The organism is Paraburkholderia sp. PREW-6R, assembly GCF_039621805.1.
Classification (GTDB): Bacteria; Pseudomonadota; Gammaproteobacteria; order Burkholderiales; family Burkholderiaceae; genus Paraburkholderia.
Window position 1 is genome coordinate 1,049,861 of record NZ_CP155074.1, and the last position, 15,269, is coordinate 1,065,129.

Annotated in this window: 13 protein-coding genes; 5 read left to right on the forward strand and 8 right to left on the reverse strand. The window is 65.0% G+C overall.

Features of this window, described 5'->3' with window-relative positions; genetic code table 11:
* Positions 1 to 3: 3 nt before the first annotated feature.
* The 4 genes from AAGS40_RS19880 (at position 4) to AAGS40_RS19895 (ending at position 3,378) form a co-directional block, all read left to right on the forward strand.
* Positions 4 to 384 (forward strand): (2Fe-2S)-binding protein, encoded by a 381-nt coding sequence (locus AAGS40_RS19880; protein ID WP_345816499.1) that lies wholly within the window; start codon positions 4 to 6, stop codon positions 382 to 384.
* Positions 374 to 1,780 carry an NAD(P)/FAD-dependent oxidoreductase gene (locus tag AAGS40_RS19885; protein ID WP_345816500.1) on the forward strand — a complete coding sequence of 469 codons (1,407 nt, stop codon included), beginning with the start codon at positions 374 to 376 and terminating at the stop codon, positions 1,778 to 1,780. The genes AAGS40_RS19880 and AAGS40_RS19885 overlap by 11 nt, the downstream gene beginning before the upstream one ends.
* Positions 1,773 to 2,945 (forward strand): FAD-binding oxidoreductase, encoded by a 1,173-nt coding sequence (locus tag AAGS40_RS19890; protein WP_345816501.1) that lies wholly within the window; start codon positions 1,773 to 1,775, stop codon positions 2,943 to 2,945. The genes AAGS40_RS19885 and AAGS40_RS19890 overlap by 8 nt, the downstream gene beginning before the upstream one ends.
* Positions 2,946 to 3,024: 79 nt before the next feature.
* Positions 3,025 to 3,378 carry a RidA family protein gene (locus AAGS40_RS19895; RefSeq protein ID WP_345816502.1) on the forward strand — a complete coding sequence of 118 codons (354 nt, stop codon included), beginning with the start codon at positions 3,025 to 3,027 and terminating at the stop codon, positions 3,376 to 3,378.
* Between the two features lie 101 nt (positions 3,379 to 3,479).
* On the opposite strand, the gene AAGS40_RS19900 is transcribed toward AAGS40_RS19895, so the two are convergent.
* Genes AAGS40_RS19900 through AAGS40_RS19910 form a run of 3 tightly spaced genes read right to left on the reverse strand, consistent with a single transcriptional unit; the run spans position 3,480 to position 7,341 of the window.
* On the reverse strand, positions 3,480 to 5,825 hold the full coding sequence (locus AAGS40_RS19900) for a xanthine dehydrogenase family protein molybdopterin-binding subunit (RefSeq protein WP_345816503.1): 2,346 nt from the start codon (positions 5,823 to 5,825) through the stop codon (positions 3,480 to 3,482).
* Positions 5,825 to 6,811: a xanthine dehydrogenase family protein subunit M gene (locus AAGS40_RS19905; protein WP_345816504.1), complete on the reverse strand. Its 987-nt coding sequence runs from the start codon at positions 6,809 to 6,811 to the stop codon at positions 5,825 to 5,827. The genes AAGS40_RS19900 and AAGS40_RS19905 overlap by 1 nt, the downstream gene beginning before the upstream one ends.
* Positions 6,811 to 7,341 carry a 2Fe-2S iron-sulfur cluster-binding protein gene (locus AAGS40_RS19910; protein WP_345816505.1) on the reverse strand — a complete coding sequence of 177 codons (531 nt, stop codon included), beginning with the start codon at positions 7,339 to 7,341 and terminating at the stop codon, positions 6,811 to 6,813. Before AAGS40_RS19910 ends, AAGS40_RS19905 begins: the two co-directional genes overlap by 1 nt.
* A gap of 418 nt (positions 7,342 to 7,759) precedes the next feature.
* On the opposite strand from AAGS40_RS19910, the gene AAGS40_RS19915 reads away from it, so the two are divergent.
* A complete protein-coding gene (locus tag AAGS40_RS19915; RefSeq protein ID WP_345816506.1) occupies positions 7,760 to 8,845 on the forward strand; it encodes a porin in 1,086 nt (361 codons plus the stop codon).
* 606 nt (positions 8,846 to 9,451) lie between these two features.
* Here AAGS40_RS19915 and AAGS40_RS19920 read toward each other — a convergent pair.
* The 5 genes from AAGS40_RS19920 to AAGS40_RS19940 form a co-directional block, all read right to left on the reverse strand.
* The gene (locus AAGS40_RS19920; protein ID WP_345816507.1) at positions 9,452 to 11,098 is read right to left on the reverse strand and encodes an FGGY-family carbohydrate kinase; all 1,647 of its coding nucleotides are present in this window, start codon (positions 11,096 to 11,098) and stop codon (positions 9,452 to 9,454) included.
* Between the two features lie 83 nt (positions 11,099 to 11,181).
* Positions 11,182 to 11,910: an SDR family oxidoreductase gene (locus tag AAGS40_RS19925; RefSeq protein WP_345814490.1), complete on the reverse strand. Its 729-nt coding sequence runs from the start codon at positions 11,908 to 11,910 to the stop codon at positions 11,182 to 11,184.
* A gap of 44 nt (positions 11,911 to 11,954) precedes the next feature.
* Positions 11,955 to 13,235: a sugar ABC transporter permease gene (locus AAGS40_RS19930; RefSeq protein ID WP_345814492.1), complete on the reverse strand. Its 1,281-nt coding sequence runs from the start codon at positions 13,233 to 13,235 to the stop codon at positions 11,955 to 11,957.
* A gap of 14 nt (positions 13,236 to 13,249) precedes the next feature.
* On the reverse strand, positions 13,250 to 14,053 hold the full coding sequence (locus tag AAGS40_RS19935; protein WP_345814493.1) for an ATP-binding cassette domain-containing protein: 804 nt from the start codon (positions 14,051 to 14,053) through the stop codon (positions 13,250 to 13,252).
* A gap of 66 nt (positions 14,054 to 14,119) precedes the next feature.
* Positions 14,120 to 15,178 (reverse strand): sugar ABC transporter substrate-binding protein, encoded by a 1,059-nt coding sequence (locus tag AAGS40_RS19940; protein ID WP_345814494.1) that lies wholly within the window; start codon positions 15,176 to 15,178, stop codon positions 14,120 to 14,122.
* Positions 15,179 to 15,269 lie beyond the last annotated feature (91 nt).

The following is a 15,269-nucleotide window of genomic DNA, read 5'->3' on the forward strand; positions in this document are numbered from 1 at the left end:
GACATGACTTCCCAATCGACCCTCTCCCTTTTCAGACCGCTGCCGGGCGCGCAAGACGCCGCTGCCGCGACCGTCGACATCTGGTTCAACGATCAGCCGCTCGCTGTCCCCGGCGGCCGCTCCGTCGCCGCGGCGCTGCTCGCGTCGGGCATAGCGCGCTTTCGTGCGACGCCTGTCTCAGGTGCGCCGCGCGCGCCGTTCTGCATGATGGGCGCGTGCTTCGACTGTCTCGTCGAGATAGACGGCGTGCCGAGCCGGCAGAGCTGCATGGTGGAAGTGAGGGCCGGCATGCGGATTCGCTCGCAGGAAGGCGCGCGTGACCTGCCGCCGTCCAGTGCGAAGCATCTCGCCGACGCACCGCTGGAGAACGCACATGGCCGCTGATTTCATTTCCGAAACGGTCGATGTCGTCGTCGTGGGCGCGGGCCCTGCCGGCATGAGCGCAGCAACGCGCACCGCACGCGCGGGCCTGAAGACCGTGCTGATCGACGAACAGGACGCCGTGGGCGGCCAGATCTATCGCGGCATCGGCCGCGCCGACGCGCGCCGCAAGGAGATTCTCGGCCCGGACTATGCGGCCGGCGCCGCGATCGCCGATGCGTTCGCCGCATCGGGCGCGCGCCACCTGAGCGGCGCGAGCGTCTGGCAGGTGACGCGCGAGCGCGGCGTCAACTATCTGAAGGACGGCAAGATCGGCAGCTTCGACGCGCAGCGCGTGATCCTCGCAAGCGGTGCGCTGGAGCGGCCCTTCCCGATTCCCGGCTGGACGCTGCCTGGCGTGCTGACCGCAGGCGCGGCGCAGATCCTGCTCAAAAGCGCCGGCGAAGTGCCCGCCGCGCCGCCCATACTCGCCGGTTGCGGACCGCTGCTCTATCTGTTGGGCTGGCAGTACGTGCGCGCCGGTGTGCCGATCCGCGCGCTGGTCGACACCACGCGTCATGAAGACCGCTGGCGCGCCAAACGCCATATGCTCGCGGCGTTGCGCGCGTGGCCGTTCCTGAGCAAAGGCCTGCAACTGATCCGCACGCTGCGCGAAGCGGGCGTGCCGATGTTCGAGGCGGCCGACGACTTGCGCGTGGAGTCGCGCATCGGCACGGATCACGTGGAGCGCGCCGCCGCATTGCGCTTCACGACACAGGGCGCCGCGCATCGCATCGAGGCCGACGTGATCCTGCTGCATCAGGGCGTGGTGCCGAACACGCAATTCACGCAGGCGCTGCGGGCCACGCACCGCTGGGACAACGGCCAGCTCTGCTTTACGCCGAAGGTCGACGGCTGGGGCGAACTCGACGTGCCGGGCATCTTCATCGCGGGCGACGGTGCGGGCATAGGCGGCGCGCAGGCGGCGGCCTTGCAGGGCATGCTGGCCGGCCTTGCGGCGGCCGCGCAACTCGGCGCGATGCCCGCCGCCGCGCGCGACGCCGAAGCAGCGCCTCACCGGCGCGCGCTCGCCGACGTGATGCGCATCCGGCCGTTTCTCGACAGTCTGTACCGTCCGCGCGACGTCAACCGCATTCCGCACGACGAAACCATCGTGTGCCGCTGCGAGGAGGTGACCGCGGGTGACTTGCGCAAGTTCGTCGCGCTCGGCTGCGTGGGACCGAACCAGGCCAAGTCATTCGGACGCTGCGGCATGGGGCCGTGTCAGGGTCGCATGTGCGGCCTCACGGTGACCGAGGTGATCGCCGATGCGCGCCGCGTGTCGCCCGCCGAAGTCGGCTACTACCGCATTCGTCCGCCGATCAAACCGCTCACGCTCGGAGAACTCGCCGGTGAATGACACGACCGACACGCAGGAAGCCGACGTCCTCGTGATCGGCGGCGGCTTGCACGGCACGAGCAGCGCGTTTCATCTCGCGCGGCGCGGCGCGAAAGTCATCGTGCTCGAAGCGGACTACGTCGCGCGTCATTCGTCGGGCGTGAATGCGGGTGGCGTGCGCACGCTCGGCCGTCCGTTACCCGAGATTCCGCTCGCGCTGATATCGCGTGAAATATGGCATCGCATGCGCGATCTGCTCGGCGACGACGGCGGCTTCGTTCCTTCCGGCCAGTTGAAGATCGCCGAGACGGACGACGAACTCGACGCTTGCCGGCAACGCGTGGCGCTGCTCGAATCGCACGGCTTCACGCACGAAAAGGTGATCGACCGCGAAGCCGTACTCGAACTCGAACCGGCGCTTGCACCGCACGTGACGGGCGGCATCTGGGTCGAGAGCGACGGCTTCGCGTTGCCCTATCGCACGACCACCGCGTTCCGGCTCGCCGCGCAGCGGCACGGCGCGCTTTTTCTGGAGGGCACGCCCGTGCGCCACATCGAACAGCGCGGCACGCGCTGGTTCGCGGTGACGCCGCGCGGCACGTTCAGCGCGGAGAAGTTGCTCGTCACCGCGGGCGCATGGTCCGGTGAACTCGCGCAGCAAGTGAACGAAACGGTGCCGGTGCATCCCGAAGGACTCATGCTGATGGTCACGCACCGGGTCGCGCCTTTTTGCCGTGCGACGCTCGGCGCGACCGGCAGGCCGCTGTCGTTCAAACAGTTCGACAACGGCACGGTGGTGATTGGCGGCAAACTGATCGGCATGGCCGATCTCGCGAACCGCCACGGCGAAGTCGATTTCGTGCGCCTCGTGCGCAGCGCGCAGACCGTGACGGATCTGTTTCCTCACCTCAAGCATCTTGGCGTGAATCGCGCGTGGGCGGGTGTCGAAGCGTTCACCGAAGACGAACTCCCGGTGATTTCCGCGAGCCGCAAGGCGGCGAATCTGTACTACTCGTTTGGCTATTGCGGCAGCGGCTTTCAACTGGGGCCGGGCTGCGGCAAGCTCGTCTCTGAACTGATCCTCGACGGCGCGCCGTCCCTGTCGCTCGACGCGTTCGCCATCGACCGCTTCGTCCGCCACGCGCCGACACCGGCGGTCGCGGCTTCGCCACTCGTCGCGCATTAATGCTTTCTGTTCTTTTCCGTTGCGCACCTGAACAGGCGTGCGCAACGGTTCTGTTCACGTTCACATGGAGAAAAATTCAATGACCGATATCGTTCGTCTCGAAACCAGCCAGCGTATGAGCCGCGTCGTCAAGGCCGCCGGACTCGTGTTCATCGGCGGCCAGACTTCCGCGGACCACACGCCCGACGTCAGGATTCAGACGGCGAAGGTACTGGAGAAAATCGACGGCTTCCTGGAGAAAGCCGGCATCGACAGAACGCGCCTCGTGTCGGCTCAGGTGTGGCTTGCCGACATTGGCCGCGACTTCGCCGGGATGAACGAGGTATGGGACGCCTGGGTTCCGGACGGCTGCGCACCGACGCGTGCGACCGTCGAGGCGAAACTGGCCGCGCCTGCACTGCTCGTCGAGATCGCCGTGGTAGCGCTTGGCTGAGAACGCGTTGCCGGTCGCGCCACCTGGCGCGACCGGGTTAGTTCGTGTTGCGTCGCTCTTCAACCGCGAGACCACCAGCCGTCCTGGATGGCTCATTCCCGTTACATGGAGGCCTGGGTCGCCTCGGACGGCGAAGCCATCAGCTTGTCCAGCGTAATGGGCAGATCGCGAATCCGCTTGCCCGTCGCGTTGAACACCGCGTTCGCGACCGCCGCCCCAACGCCCGTAATGCCGATCTCGCCGACGCCGCGGGCGCCCATCGGCGTGTGAGGATCGGCATCCGCGTTCCAGATGATGTCGATCTCGGGCACGTCGAGGTGAACAGGCACGTGGTAATCGGCGAGCGACGGGTTTATCACGCGGCCCGTTCTTTCGTCGAACTGGGTTTCTTCCATCAACGCCAGCCCGAGGCCCATCACGATACCGCCGCGAAACTGGCTGGCCGCCGTCTTGGCATTGATGATCCGCCCGCAATCGAACGAGCCGAGAAAACGGCTCACGCGAATCTCGCCGGTCACGACATTGACCCGCACCTCGCAGAACAACGCGCTGTGGCTGTGCATGGACCAGTGTTGCAACTCGACGGGCTTCGCGGCTTCGGCCTCGACCGTGACCTCGTTGCGCCCGGCGCGCTCGAGTATCGACGCGTAGCGCTCGAAGCGGCTCTCATCTTCGAGCGAGCACAGGCCGCCGTCGCGCGCACCCACTTCGTCTGCCGACAGGCCGGACAGAGGCGAATCGCTGCCGGCGAGCCGGAGCAATTCCTTGACGAGTTCGTAGCTGGCCGCCATCACGGAAGCGCCGATTGCCGCAGTCTGTTGCGAGCCGCCCGCCAGCACCACGCCCGGCAATGACGAATCGCCATATCGGAACTCGACATCGTCCATGTTCAGGCCGAGCCGTTCGGCCGCCACCTGGGTCTGCGCGGTCGACGTACCCATGCCCATCTCGTGCGCGGCGATCGAGACCGTTGCGCGCCCTTCCTGCGTCAACGTGATGCGCGCGGCGCCGCCCGGCATCCGGTAATAGGGATAGGTGCCGGTGGCACAGCCCATGCCGACGAGCCAGTCGCCATCGCGCTTCGTCCCGGGCTCGCCGCGCGCCGCCCAGCCGAATCGTTCACGACCGGCTTTCCACGCATCCACGATACCGCGTTGCGAAAACGGCAGGCCGGTTGTCGGATCGTTTTCCGGCTCATTGCGGATGCGCAATTCAATCGGGTCCATGCGCATCGCGTGCGCCAGTTCGTCGAGACCGGACTCCAGCCCGAAGGTGCCGACGGCCTCGCCCGGCGCGCGCATGAAGGTGTTGGCCGTCATGTTCATTTTCACGGTCTCGACGTCGAGCAGGAAGCTTCGCGAAGCGTACGCGCTCTTCGCCGGCAGGATGAACGGCTCCGGCATGTTGTTGTGCGGCGTCATGGCAACCGTGCCGGTGTGGATCAGCGCGTCGAGCGTTCCGTCGTCCTGCGCGCCGAGCGCCACGCGCTGTTCAGTGAGCGTGCGTCCGCCGACGATGCGGAACACGCCTTCCCGCGACAGCGTGATCCGCACGGGACGCTGCGCGAGCCTCGCGGCCGCCGCGGCCAGCAACTGGTGCTGCCACACCGTCTTCGAACCGAAACCGCCTCCCACATACGGCGACGTGACGTGCACATTTTTCTCGTCGATGCCGAACACTTGCGCAATGGTCCATGCCTCGTGGGCCACCGCCTGCACGGTGTCATGAATGCGCAGATGATCTCCGTCCCACGCCAGCGTTGCCGCATGCAGTTCGATCGGATTGTGATTGTGGCGAGGCGTCGTGTAGCGCACGTCGATCTTGTACGGCGCGCGAGCGAGCATCGCTTCGGCGTCCTTGATTTCGAGCTTGAGCGGCTCGCCCTGGAAAACACCCGTCTCCGAGCCGTTCGCCTTTGCGGCGGCCAGCGAGGTCACGCCGTCGCTCGCTGCTTCGTAGGTGACGTGAATCAGCGACTGCGCATGATCGGCCTGCTCCTGCGTGTGCGCGAGCACCAGTGCGACCGGTTGGCCGTTCCAGTGAATCTGGTCGTCCTGCATGATGGGCACGTCGTCGCCGCCGGCGGCCTTGGGCTGGCTCATGAACGGCGGCAACGGATTCAGCCGGGGCGCGTTCCGGTACGTCATCACCAGCACGACGCCTGGTGCGGCCTCGGCTGCGGCGGTATCGATCTCGACGATACGCCCGCGCGCAATGGACGAATATTTGAGCGCCGCGTAAGTCATGCCTTCGAGCGGAAACTCCGCGGCGAAGGTCGCGCGGCCGGATACCTTCAGCGGCCCGTCGAGCCGGCTCACCGATGCGCCGATCAGGCCGTGCTCACGGCGAATCAGCGGGTCCGGTTTGCCGCCGGGGATAAAACTGTCAGGGGCGAGAGCAATCGCCTTATTGAGCACCGCCTGCACGGCGTCTTTGATGATGGACATCAGCGGATCTCCTGAAGAGCCGTCAGTTTGACCAGCGTGTCGGTTATCACGCGCCGACCCAGTTCAATCTTGAAAGCGTTGTCGTGCAAACCACGAGCCGAATCCAGCTCCGCCGACGCCGCCGCACGAAAAGCCGCCTCTGTCGCCGGAGCGCCTGCCAGCGCCGCCTCGGCCGCGCTGGCGCGCCACGGCTTGTGCGCGACACCGCCTAACGCGATCCGCACCTGCTTCACGACGCCGTCCTGCACTTCCAGCGTAGCGGCCACAGAAATGAGCGCAAAGGCATAGGAAGCGCGGTCGCGCACCTTGCGATAGACCGAACGTCCCGGAATGGCGGGCGGCAGGCTCACGGCGGTAATCAGCTCGCCGGGTTCCAGCACCGTTTCGATCTGCGGCGTCTCGCCGGGCAGCACATGAAAATCGACCAGCGGGACGTCGCGCGCGCCGTTGCGGCCTTCGACCGTTACCACCGCGTCCAGCGCGGCAAGCGCCACGGCCATGTCCGACGGATGCGTTGCGACGCAGGCCGTGGAAGCGCCGAGGATAGCGTGCATGCGGTTGAAGCCGTCGATGGCGTCGCAGCCGGCACCCGGCGTGCGCTTGTTGCAGCGCGCCGTGTCATCGTAGAAATAGCCGCAACGGGTGCGCTGCAGGAGATTGCCGCCGACCGTGGCCATGTTGCGGATCTGCGCCGACGCTCCCGCGAGAATGGCCTCGGACAGCAGCGGGTAGCGTTCGCGAATGCGCCGGTCTGACGCGAGGGCGGTGTTCTTCACGCCAGCGCCGATGCGCAGGCCGCCATCGTCGGTCTCGTCGATCGAGCGCGCGAGGCCGGTGACATCGACCAGCATCACGGGATGCTCGATGGTCTCGCGCATCAGATCGACGAGGTTGGTGCCGCCGCCCAGATATTTCGCGCCAGGGCGATTGCCGAGCGTGAGCGCCGCTTGCGCGTCGGGCGCGCGTTCGTAGGTGAAGGCGTCCATTATGCGGCCTCGCGCTTGGCGGGCTCGGCGCCCGCTTTGCCGAACGTGTCCTGGATGGCATCGACGATGCCGTTGTATGCGCCGCAGCGGCACAGGTTGCCGCTCATGCGTTCGCGCAATTCCGTCTCTGTCAGCACGAACTCCTGCGCGGCCACGTCTTCGCTAACGTAGCTGGGCACACCGCACTTGAGTTCCTGCACCATGCCGACCGCCGAGCAGATCTGCCCCGGCGTACAGTAGCCGCACTGGAAACCGTCGTGCTCGACGAAAGCCGCCTGCAAGGGATGCAGCGCGTCCGGCTCGCCCAGCCCTTCGATGGTCGTAATCTCGCAGCCCTGATACTGGACAGCGAGCGCAAGACAACTATTGATTCGTGTGCCGTCCACCAATACGGTGCATGCGCCGCACGCGCCCTGATTACAGCCTTTCTTCGCGCCAAAAAGATGAAGCCGTTCGCGAATCAGATCGAGAAGCGAGGTCCTGGGGTCGACGTCCAGTTCGACCTCGCTGCCATTAATGACGAAATGCATGCTTGCTCCCGTTAGGTTCGGGCTTGCGCCGTGGAATGCCAGCCTGTCTGATCGATGGGCCGACGGAGTACGACTCGACTGTGCTGCGGTGCCAGCTTTTCGAAAGACGGAAAGGACCTGCAGGGTGGTCCGATGCTGGCCTACGGCTGGTCAGGCGAGCAATTCCCGGACCTTGAGCGGCGGCCGTCTTAGGGGTCTGTCAGACGGCGCGAATTTCCGCCACACCGTGAAGCGCAATCGGAACGATCAAGTCCTGTTGCAACGGAGCGACACGACGTCCTGTTTATAACTTCGCGTCGTATTCCGGAAATATCATTCAGCCCACTCGCGCGGATCGCTGTGGCGGGTTGAAAAGAAATCTCAAAACAGAGCCAGTGGTGCATTTGAACCGCTGGCCCAAATAACGAACGCAAACCTCATGAAGAAGACTACTGCGGCACTGGGCGTCGCCCTGCTCGCCCTTTCGGCTCAATCCGCTTTCGCACAAAGCTCGGTGACCCTTTATGGCCTCGTCGACACGAGCGTGCGCTACCTGACTCATGCCAATTCGAATAACGACAGTCAGGTTTCGATGGGTGAAGGCGTTGAGACGCCAAGTCGCTTCGGCTTGAAAGGCAGCGAAGATCTGGGCGGCGGAACGTCGGCGGTATTCAAACTCGAGAACCAGTTTCAGCTCTGGTCCGGCAAGCTGGACAACGGCAACAATACGCTTTTCCAGCGTAACGCTTACGTGGGTTTGTCGAATAACCAGTACGGTACGCTCACATTCGGCCGCCAGCAAACGCCTTTTTTCGATGTGATGGGCAATACGTATGACCCACTGACAGTCGGTGACTTCTGGCAGGATAGCTGGGTCTTCAACCCGGTCGGACCGTTCCTCTTCACCAACAATTCCGCGAAGTACACAGGCCAGTTCGGCGGTCTGCACGTGGAAGGCATGTATGGCTTCGGCGGCGTGGCGGGCAGCGTCGGCGAAAACAGCATGTACGGCGTGACCGTGCAATACGCGCTGGGCGACCTGATGGCCGACGCCGGCTTCCAGCAAAACGACGTATCGGGCAAAAAATTCAACATCGTGAACGTGAGCGCCGCCTACGCGATCACGCCCACGGTGAAGCTGCTCGCAGGCTGGCTGCATTCACAGGACAACACCGGACTCGCCGACGTGGACATGCAACAGTCCGGCACACCCACGCTTGCGCACGTGAGCCCGAACCGCATCGACGACAGTTTTTATGTCGGCTCGACCTGGCAGGTCATCTCGCCGTTGGCGCTGACGTTCGCCGGCTACTACGATCATGCGCGTAACGCCGCACGACTCGACGGTTCGCTCGGCGCTGGCGTCAATTACTCGGCGACCGTGCTTGCCGAGTACTCGCTGTCAAAGCGCACAGAAGTTTACGGCACGGTCGACTTCACGCGCGGCACGGGTTCGTTCCTCGCGGACTACCCTGGCCGCAACAATCAGACCGGCGTGGCGATCGGTATCCGCAACATCTTCTGATTGAGCGGGACGCAGGTTCCTTTGGCCATTCCAGCATCAGACCGCTCGGACCGTGAGGCCCGGGCGGTCTGGTCGAACAGGTCCCACTGCGGCTCTGCAGTCGCACCGCTGCGTCTATGCGACGCAAACCGGACACCTGTTTATTGAGCGCCAGACGCTGCGGTATCCGCGGCTCCCTTCGCGTGCGGATCGTTTTGCGGCATCCGTGTGGGCGCTTTAGTCGTGCTCATCCCTTTGGACGTCGAGTTTGACTTCGTCGTCCCACCGGCATTGGGCGTACTCATGCCGGTGCCGCCCTGACCACCGCCGGCACTGCCGCCGCCTCCACTACCGCCTGCGCCTGCACCGCCGCCCCCACCTCCGCCGGCACCTTGAGCCATCGCGGAGCCTGCGAAAGCCATCACCAATGCAGAAATCAGTACAGATTTCGTTGCTAACTTCATGTCCGTCTCCCTGAGTATGATTGAGCGCCATCGCCGATTGACGTGAAAGCGTGGCAGAAGCCCCGTTCGCCATTCGATCCAGGATACGCATCCGGTTGGCAGACAGGGCACATCTGACGCGCAACGACTATGCCCGGCTCGCTTCATACATGGGGAATGACGCTCACGCGAGCGCCTGTCTGATTTCTCTACCGACACGCTGCAACGCGTTGAACGCGCGATACCTTGCGTCGTGCAATGCCGCGATGTCGCCGCTGGCCGGCTCGTACGTCCGGCTAATCTGCGACATGCCGACCATCGCCGAGCGCACGTCGCCAAAGTGGCCGCCGGCCACTGCGCCCAGCATGGCGGCTCCCAGTAAAACCGGTTCTTCCGCCTGCGTAGCGAGAACCGGCTTTCCCGTTGTATCCGCAAGCAGTTGCCTCACGAGATCGAGACGCCCCGCGCCGCCGCTGATGACCACCCGCTCGATTGGCGCGCCCGCGCTCGCCTGCGCTTCGATGATCTGGCGAAGGCCGTAGCCGATACTGCTGAGCCCGGCGATGTAAATGGCGATCAGGCTGTTCAGGTCGTCGTCCATGCCGAGCCCCGCGATGATGGCGCGGGCGTGAGGATCGGCAAATGGTGCGCGGTTTCCCAGAAATTCCGGAACGACGTGCAACCCCTCGGCGAGCTTCACTGTCTCCGACAAGCCGCCGGCCTCCTGCACAGCCAGCCCGGCAAGCAGGCCCGGCAACGATTGCCCGGCCTGCTGCGCCTGTTGTCGGGCCACGGCCGCCGCCGGATGCATGGCCAGCAGCCGCTCGATTGCGGCTCCCGCGACGGACTGCCCGCCTTCGTTCAACCACGCGTGCGGCACCATCGCCGAGAAGTACGGACCCCACACGCCTGGCACGAACACCGGACTGCGGGTCGTGGTCATCGTGCACGACGACGTACCGAACACATATCCCAGGTTCGACTCGGACTGTCCGTCGGCGCCGACCGTGCCGATGCCGCCGGCATGGGCATCGATCACGCCCGTCGCGACCGGCGTACCGGCCCGCAGGCCGAGTTCGGCGGCGGCGTCTGCCGTCAGGCCGGCGCCGAGCGGCGTACCCGCATCCACGACGCGCTGGCCGATGCGCGCAAAGCCTTCGTCGGCCAGCACGCCGAGGCCGACCGTGCGGAAGTAGCTTTCGTCCCAGCGCCGCTCGTGCGCCAGATACGTCCACTTGCAGGTCACGGTACAGGTTGAGCGCGACAGATCTCCGGTCGCTCGCCAGGTCAGAAAATCGGTCAGGTCGAAAAATTGCCATGCAGCCGCGAATACGTCGGGCCTGTTTTCGAGCAGCCATAGCAGCTTGGGCGTCTCCATTTCCGGAGAGATTTTGCCGCCGACGAATTTCAGCACGTCGTGGCCCGTCGCGTTGATGCGCTCGGCCTGCTCCACTGCCCGGTGATCCATCCACACGATAATGTCGCGCTGTGCGTCGCCCGACGGCCCGACCGGCAAAGAATGGCCTCCGGCGCCCAGCACGACGAGCGAACAGGTGGCGTCGAAGCCGATGCCGGCAATGAGCCCGGGCGACACCGAGGCCTGTGCGAGCGCGTCCTTCACGGAATCACACACCGCGTTCCAGATTTCGCCGCTCGACTGTTCGACGATGGAGCCGCTCGCATGAAAGAGGGTGATGTCACGTTTCGCCGACGACACCATGCGGCCGGCGAGATCGAAGATGCCAGCGCGCGCGCTTCCCGTGCCGACGTCCACGCCAATGACATATCGCGCGCCATCTGCCGCGGACGGGTCTCGTTTATCTGAGGTCATAACTCACTGCCTGCTGGTGGGGCGGCCGATGGAGCGTCGGGTCGGCCAGCGGGTTGGTCGACGGGTGCGCCGTTCATCGCGCATCAAAGATCGACGTTGTTCGGAAGAATGACGATATCGCGGATGGTCACGCCGCGTGGCCGCGTGAGCATGAACAGCACCGCGTCGGCGACCTCCTTGGGCTGCATCAGGCTGCCCGACGCGAGCGCTTCGTCCATCTTCGCTTTCGGCCAGTCGTCGAGGAGCGCCGTGACGACGGGGCCAGGACATACCGCGCCGACACGCACGCCATGTTTGGCGAGTTGACGCCGCGTGGTGTGCACGAAGGCCTGCACCGCGAACTTGGACGCCGTGTAAATCGGCTCCCACACCACCGGCACGATCCCGGCAATGGAACTGGTGAAAACGATATCGCCTGACTTCTGCGCGACCATGTGCGGTATCACGGCGCGCACGGACCGGAATGCCGCATTCACATTGAGATTGAGCACGCGGTCCCAGACATCGGGATCGCCCTCGGCCACTTCGCCCCCCACGTACGCGCCGGCGTTCGCGTGAAAGACGTCGAGGCCGCCGGCAAGCTCGAGGATTTTCGGCAAAAGGGCGGCTACCTCCGCGGGCTGCAGCAGGTCCACGACCAACGGCAAAGCGTTCGCGCCGAGTTCGGCGCAACGCTTGTCGAGGTTCTCTCTCGCGCGATCGACCAGCACGACTTTCGCCCCTTCGGCAATCAGGGTGCGCGCACATTCGAGACCGATGCCCGACGCAGCGCCCGTGATCGCGGCGATTTTTCCTTTCATGGATTCACTCATTGCTGACTCCTATGCGAGAGTAGACGGTTCCGGTGTCGATCGAATCATGCGCGGCCATGCGAAACGCGGGACTGCCTGGCCAGCGAATCGACGATCACCGCGATGGCCAGCACGGCGCCAGTAATCATGAAACGCAACGAGGACGACAGATTGAGCAGCGTGAGGCCGCTTGCAATCGACTGGATCACGATAATGCCCAGCACCGCCGAATAGGCGCTGCCACGGCCGCCAAAGAGACTGGTGCCGCCAATCACCGCCGCGGCGATCGCGTTCAGGTTCACGTCGCCGCTACCCGCCTGCTGGCTGGCCGACGCGAGCCGCGCCGCGGTCAGCACGCCGCCGAGGGCGGCAAGACTCGCGCACAGAACGAACGCGCTGGTGTAGATGGCGCCGACCTTGATCCCCGCCCGTCTCGCAGCCTCGTGATTGCCGCCCACGGCGTGCATCGAGCGTCCCCAGCGGGTCCGCTTCAGCGCATAGTCCATCGCGACCGAAAGACCGAGGAACACGCCGAACATCAGCGGCACGCCACGCCCCTGGTTGAGGTAGGCGACCACGGCTTCCAGCAGCACGGTGATGGCGACGGCACGCACGAGAAGACTGCCGACCGAGGGTGCGGAGAGCTGCGACGCGCGGCGACGCTCGCGTGTACGCAGCCCGATCGCGAGCATCACCGCGCCGGGGACGAGCGCGAGCAGATACGAGATCACAGCAGGAATGATGATGAGCTGGCCGAGATTGACCATCGCCGAGTCGTAGGGCAGATTGATCGACCCCGTTGCGCCCAGCACGTAGAGCTGCATGCCGAGGATCGCCAGCAGCCCGGCCAGCGTCGCGACGAAGCTCGGCATCCCTAACCGGTTCAGCAGGAACGCATACACAGCGCCGACCAGCGCGCCCACGCCGATGGCGACCACAATCGCAAGCAGCACCGGCCAGCCGTGATTGACCCAGAGCGTCCCCACGAGCGCCGACGCGAAACCGCTCATCGAGCCCACGGACAGGTCGATCTGCCCCACCATCAGTACGCAGACGATACCCAGCGAGATCACGCCGACCGTCGAACAGTCGAACAGCAGATTCACCAGATTGTCGGCCGAGAGAAACACCGGGTTCAGACTCGTGAACACGGTCCAGATGATGATCAGGCCCGCGACGACCGGCAGCGACCCCAGATCGCCGGAGCGCACCCGCTCGACAAACGCGGCGACCGTGCCGCCCACGCCGATCGCGTGCTTGACGCGAATGTCGCTGCGGTCGAGCAGCGCGGACGGCTTGTTGGCTCCCGGTGTTTCCTGCGGGGCGCCTTGCATTTCATTAGTCATGATCGTCTCCTCGTTCAGGCGCCCTGTTCGGCCTGCCGCCGCCCGGCGCGGCGTGACACTGCGTTCTCGGTGGCGCCGGTAATCGCGGCCACCAGCTCCTGGTTCGACGAGTCGGGATAGAACACGCCGTTATTGCGGCCGAGCCGCAGCACCACGATCCGGTCGGCGACCGCGCGGACGTCCTCCATGTTGTGGCTGATCATGATCACCGCGTGGCCCCGATCGCGCACCCGCTCGATCAGGTTCAGCACTTCGGCGGTCTGGGCGACGCCGAGCGCGGCCGTCGGTTCATCGAGCATGATCAGCTTCGGGTCGAGCAACAGCGAACGGGCAATCGCCACGGTCTGGCGCTGGCCGCCCGAGAGCGACGCCACCACGTCGCGCACGCTCGGAATGCGGGCGGACAGTTCGTTCAACAGTGTCCACGCCTTCACTTCCATCGCGACTTCGTCGAGCCGCAACGGATTCAGTTCGCGGCCGAGATAGATGTTCGCGACCACATCGAGGTTTTCGCACAGCGCGAGGTCCTGGAACACCGTGGCGATGCCGAGATCGAGCGCCGCGCCCGGATCGGGCAGCGTGACTTCTTTCCCGCCGAACGTGATGGTGCCGCTCGTCGGCTGATGAACGCCGGCAAGAACTTTGACCAGCGTCGACTTTCCCGCACCGTTGTCGCCGACCAGCGCGACCACTTCACCGGCGTGCACGTCGAGCTCGATGTCCGTCAGGGCCGAGACTGCTCCGAAGTGCTTGGATACGCCACGCAGACTCAGTACCAGCTCGCCGCGCCGGGATCGTGTTGTGGAGTCGTCAGTCATGGGACGGATACCTCATGAAAAGTGGTGGAACCCGGCGCACGCCGGGTCCGTCCGACCGTGGCCGGATCAATAGGCGATGCCGAGCTTCTTGCAACCTTCGGCGTAGCGGTCCGTGCACAGATCCTTGCCGCTTGCGAAGCCCTTGTCGACGACTTCGGCCTTGATGTTTTTCGCCGTGATGACCGCCGGCTTGAACAGTTGCGAAGGTGTGTTGAAGAGCGTCGTCTCGCCCTTGGGCGTCTGGCCGGTCAGGAAGCCGACCGCAACCTTGGCCGCGGCTGCCGCGACGATCTCGCTCGGCTTGAGGATCGTGTTGTATTGGTCGCCCGCAATGATCAACTGCAGGCCGGCTATCGTCGCGTCGTTGCCGGTGACGGGCGGCACCGGGTTGACGCCCGCCGCCTTGAAGGCCGCGACGGCGCCGCCGCCCGTGCCGTCGTTGGCCGCCACGACCCCGACGATCTGCGAGCCGAACCGCGTGATCTGCCCGCTGACCCATTGCTGCGCCTTGGGCGGCGCCCAGTCCGGCGTGTCGTACTCGGCGAGTGTCTTATAGCCGCTGCCCTGCAATCCCGCGTGGATGCCTTTCTTGATCAGCCCCGCCGCCGCGTCCGTCGGCGAGCCGTTGACTTCGAGCACGCCGCCTTTACTGGCCGGCACGTTCGTTTCCTTCAGATGGTCGACGAGCGACTGCGCGATCGACTTGCCGATGCCTTCGTTGTCGAACGACACATAGTAGTTGGCCGGTGTGGACGGTACCGGACGGTCATAGGCAATCACCTTGATACCCTGCCCCTGCGCCATATGCACGAGTGATGCGGCGGCGGTCGAATCCACCGGATCGAGGACGATGACCTTGGCGCCTTGCGCAATCACCGAGTTGAACTGTTGCTGCTGGGTGGCCACGTCCGCGTTGGCGTTCTGGTAAAGGACTTTGCAGCTGGGGCAGAGCTTGCCCATTTCGGCCTTGAAGCCAGGAAAGTCATGCTGCTCGTAGCGCGTCGACGCCTGGTCGGGCATCAGGAACGCGACCGTGCCGCTGGGCGCGGCCAACACCGCCGTGCTCCCCAGCAGGCTCAGGCTCAGCGCGCTGGCGCCGAGGAGCTGGTTCGAAAGTCTGGTCATTGAATGTCTCCATTTTTTTAAATGTCCGGCGCACGAGGTGCCGTGGTTGAGCTGCGGGTAAAGCCTCTCCTGAAACGCTGGCGCTGCAAAC

What these genes read in the sequence shown, in the direction of transcription:
- AAGS40_RS19880 (WP_345816499.1), top strand. Translation starts at nt 4, where the DNA reads ATGACTTCCCAATCGACCCTCTCCCTTTTCAGACCGCTGCCGGGCGCG.
- AAGS40_RS19885 (WP_345816500.1), top strand. Translation starts at nt 374, where the DNA reads ATGGCCGCTGATTTCATTTCCGAAACGGTCGATGTCGTCGTCGTGGGC.
- AAGS40_RS19895 (WP_345816502.1), top strand. Translation starts at nt 3,025, where the DNA reads ATGACCGATATCGTTCGTCTCGAAACCAGCCAGCGTATGAGCCGCGTC.
- AAGS40_RS19900 (WP_345816503.1), bottom strand. Translation starts at nt 5,825, where the DNA reads ATGTCCATCATCAAAGACGCCGTGCAGGCGGTGCTCAATAAGGCGATT.
- AAGS40_RS19905 (WP_345816504.1), bottom strand. Translation starts at nt 6,811, where the DNA reads ATGGACGCCTTCACCTACGAACGCGCGCCCGACGCGCAAGCGGCGCTC.
- AAGS40_RS19910 (WP_345816505.1), bottom strand. Translation starts at nt 7,341, where the DNA reads ATGCATTTCGTCATTAATGGCAGCGAGGTCGAACTGGACGTCGACCCC.
- AAGS40_RS19915 (WP_345816506.1), top strand. Translation starts at nt 7,760, where the DNA reads ATGAAGAAGACTACTGCGGCACTGGGCGTCGCCCTGCTCGCCCTTTCG.
- AAGS40_RS19920 (WP_345816507.1), bottom strand. Translation starts at nt 11,098, where the DNA reads ATGACCTCAGATAAACGAGACCCGTCCGCGGCAGATGGCGCGCGATAT.
- AAGS40_RS19925 (WP_345814490.1), bottom strand. Translation starts at nt 11,910, where the DNA reads ATGAGTGAATCCATGAAAGGAAAAATCGCCGCGATCACGGGCGCTGCG.
- AAGS40_RS19930 (WP_345814492.1), bottom strand. Translation starts at nt 13,235, where the DNA reads ATGACTAATGAAATGCAAGGCGCCCCGCAGGAAACACCGGGAGCCAAC.
- AAGS40_RS19935 (WP_345814493.1), bottom strand. Translation starts at nt 14,053, where the DNA reads ATGACTGACGACTCCACAACACGATCCCGGCGCGGCGAGCTGGTACTG.
- AAGS40_RS19940 (WP_345814494.1), bottom strand. Translation starts at nt 15,178, where the DNA reads ATGACCAGACTTTCGAACCAGCTCCTCGGCGCCAGCGCGCTGAGCCTG.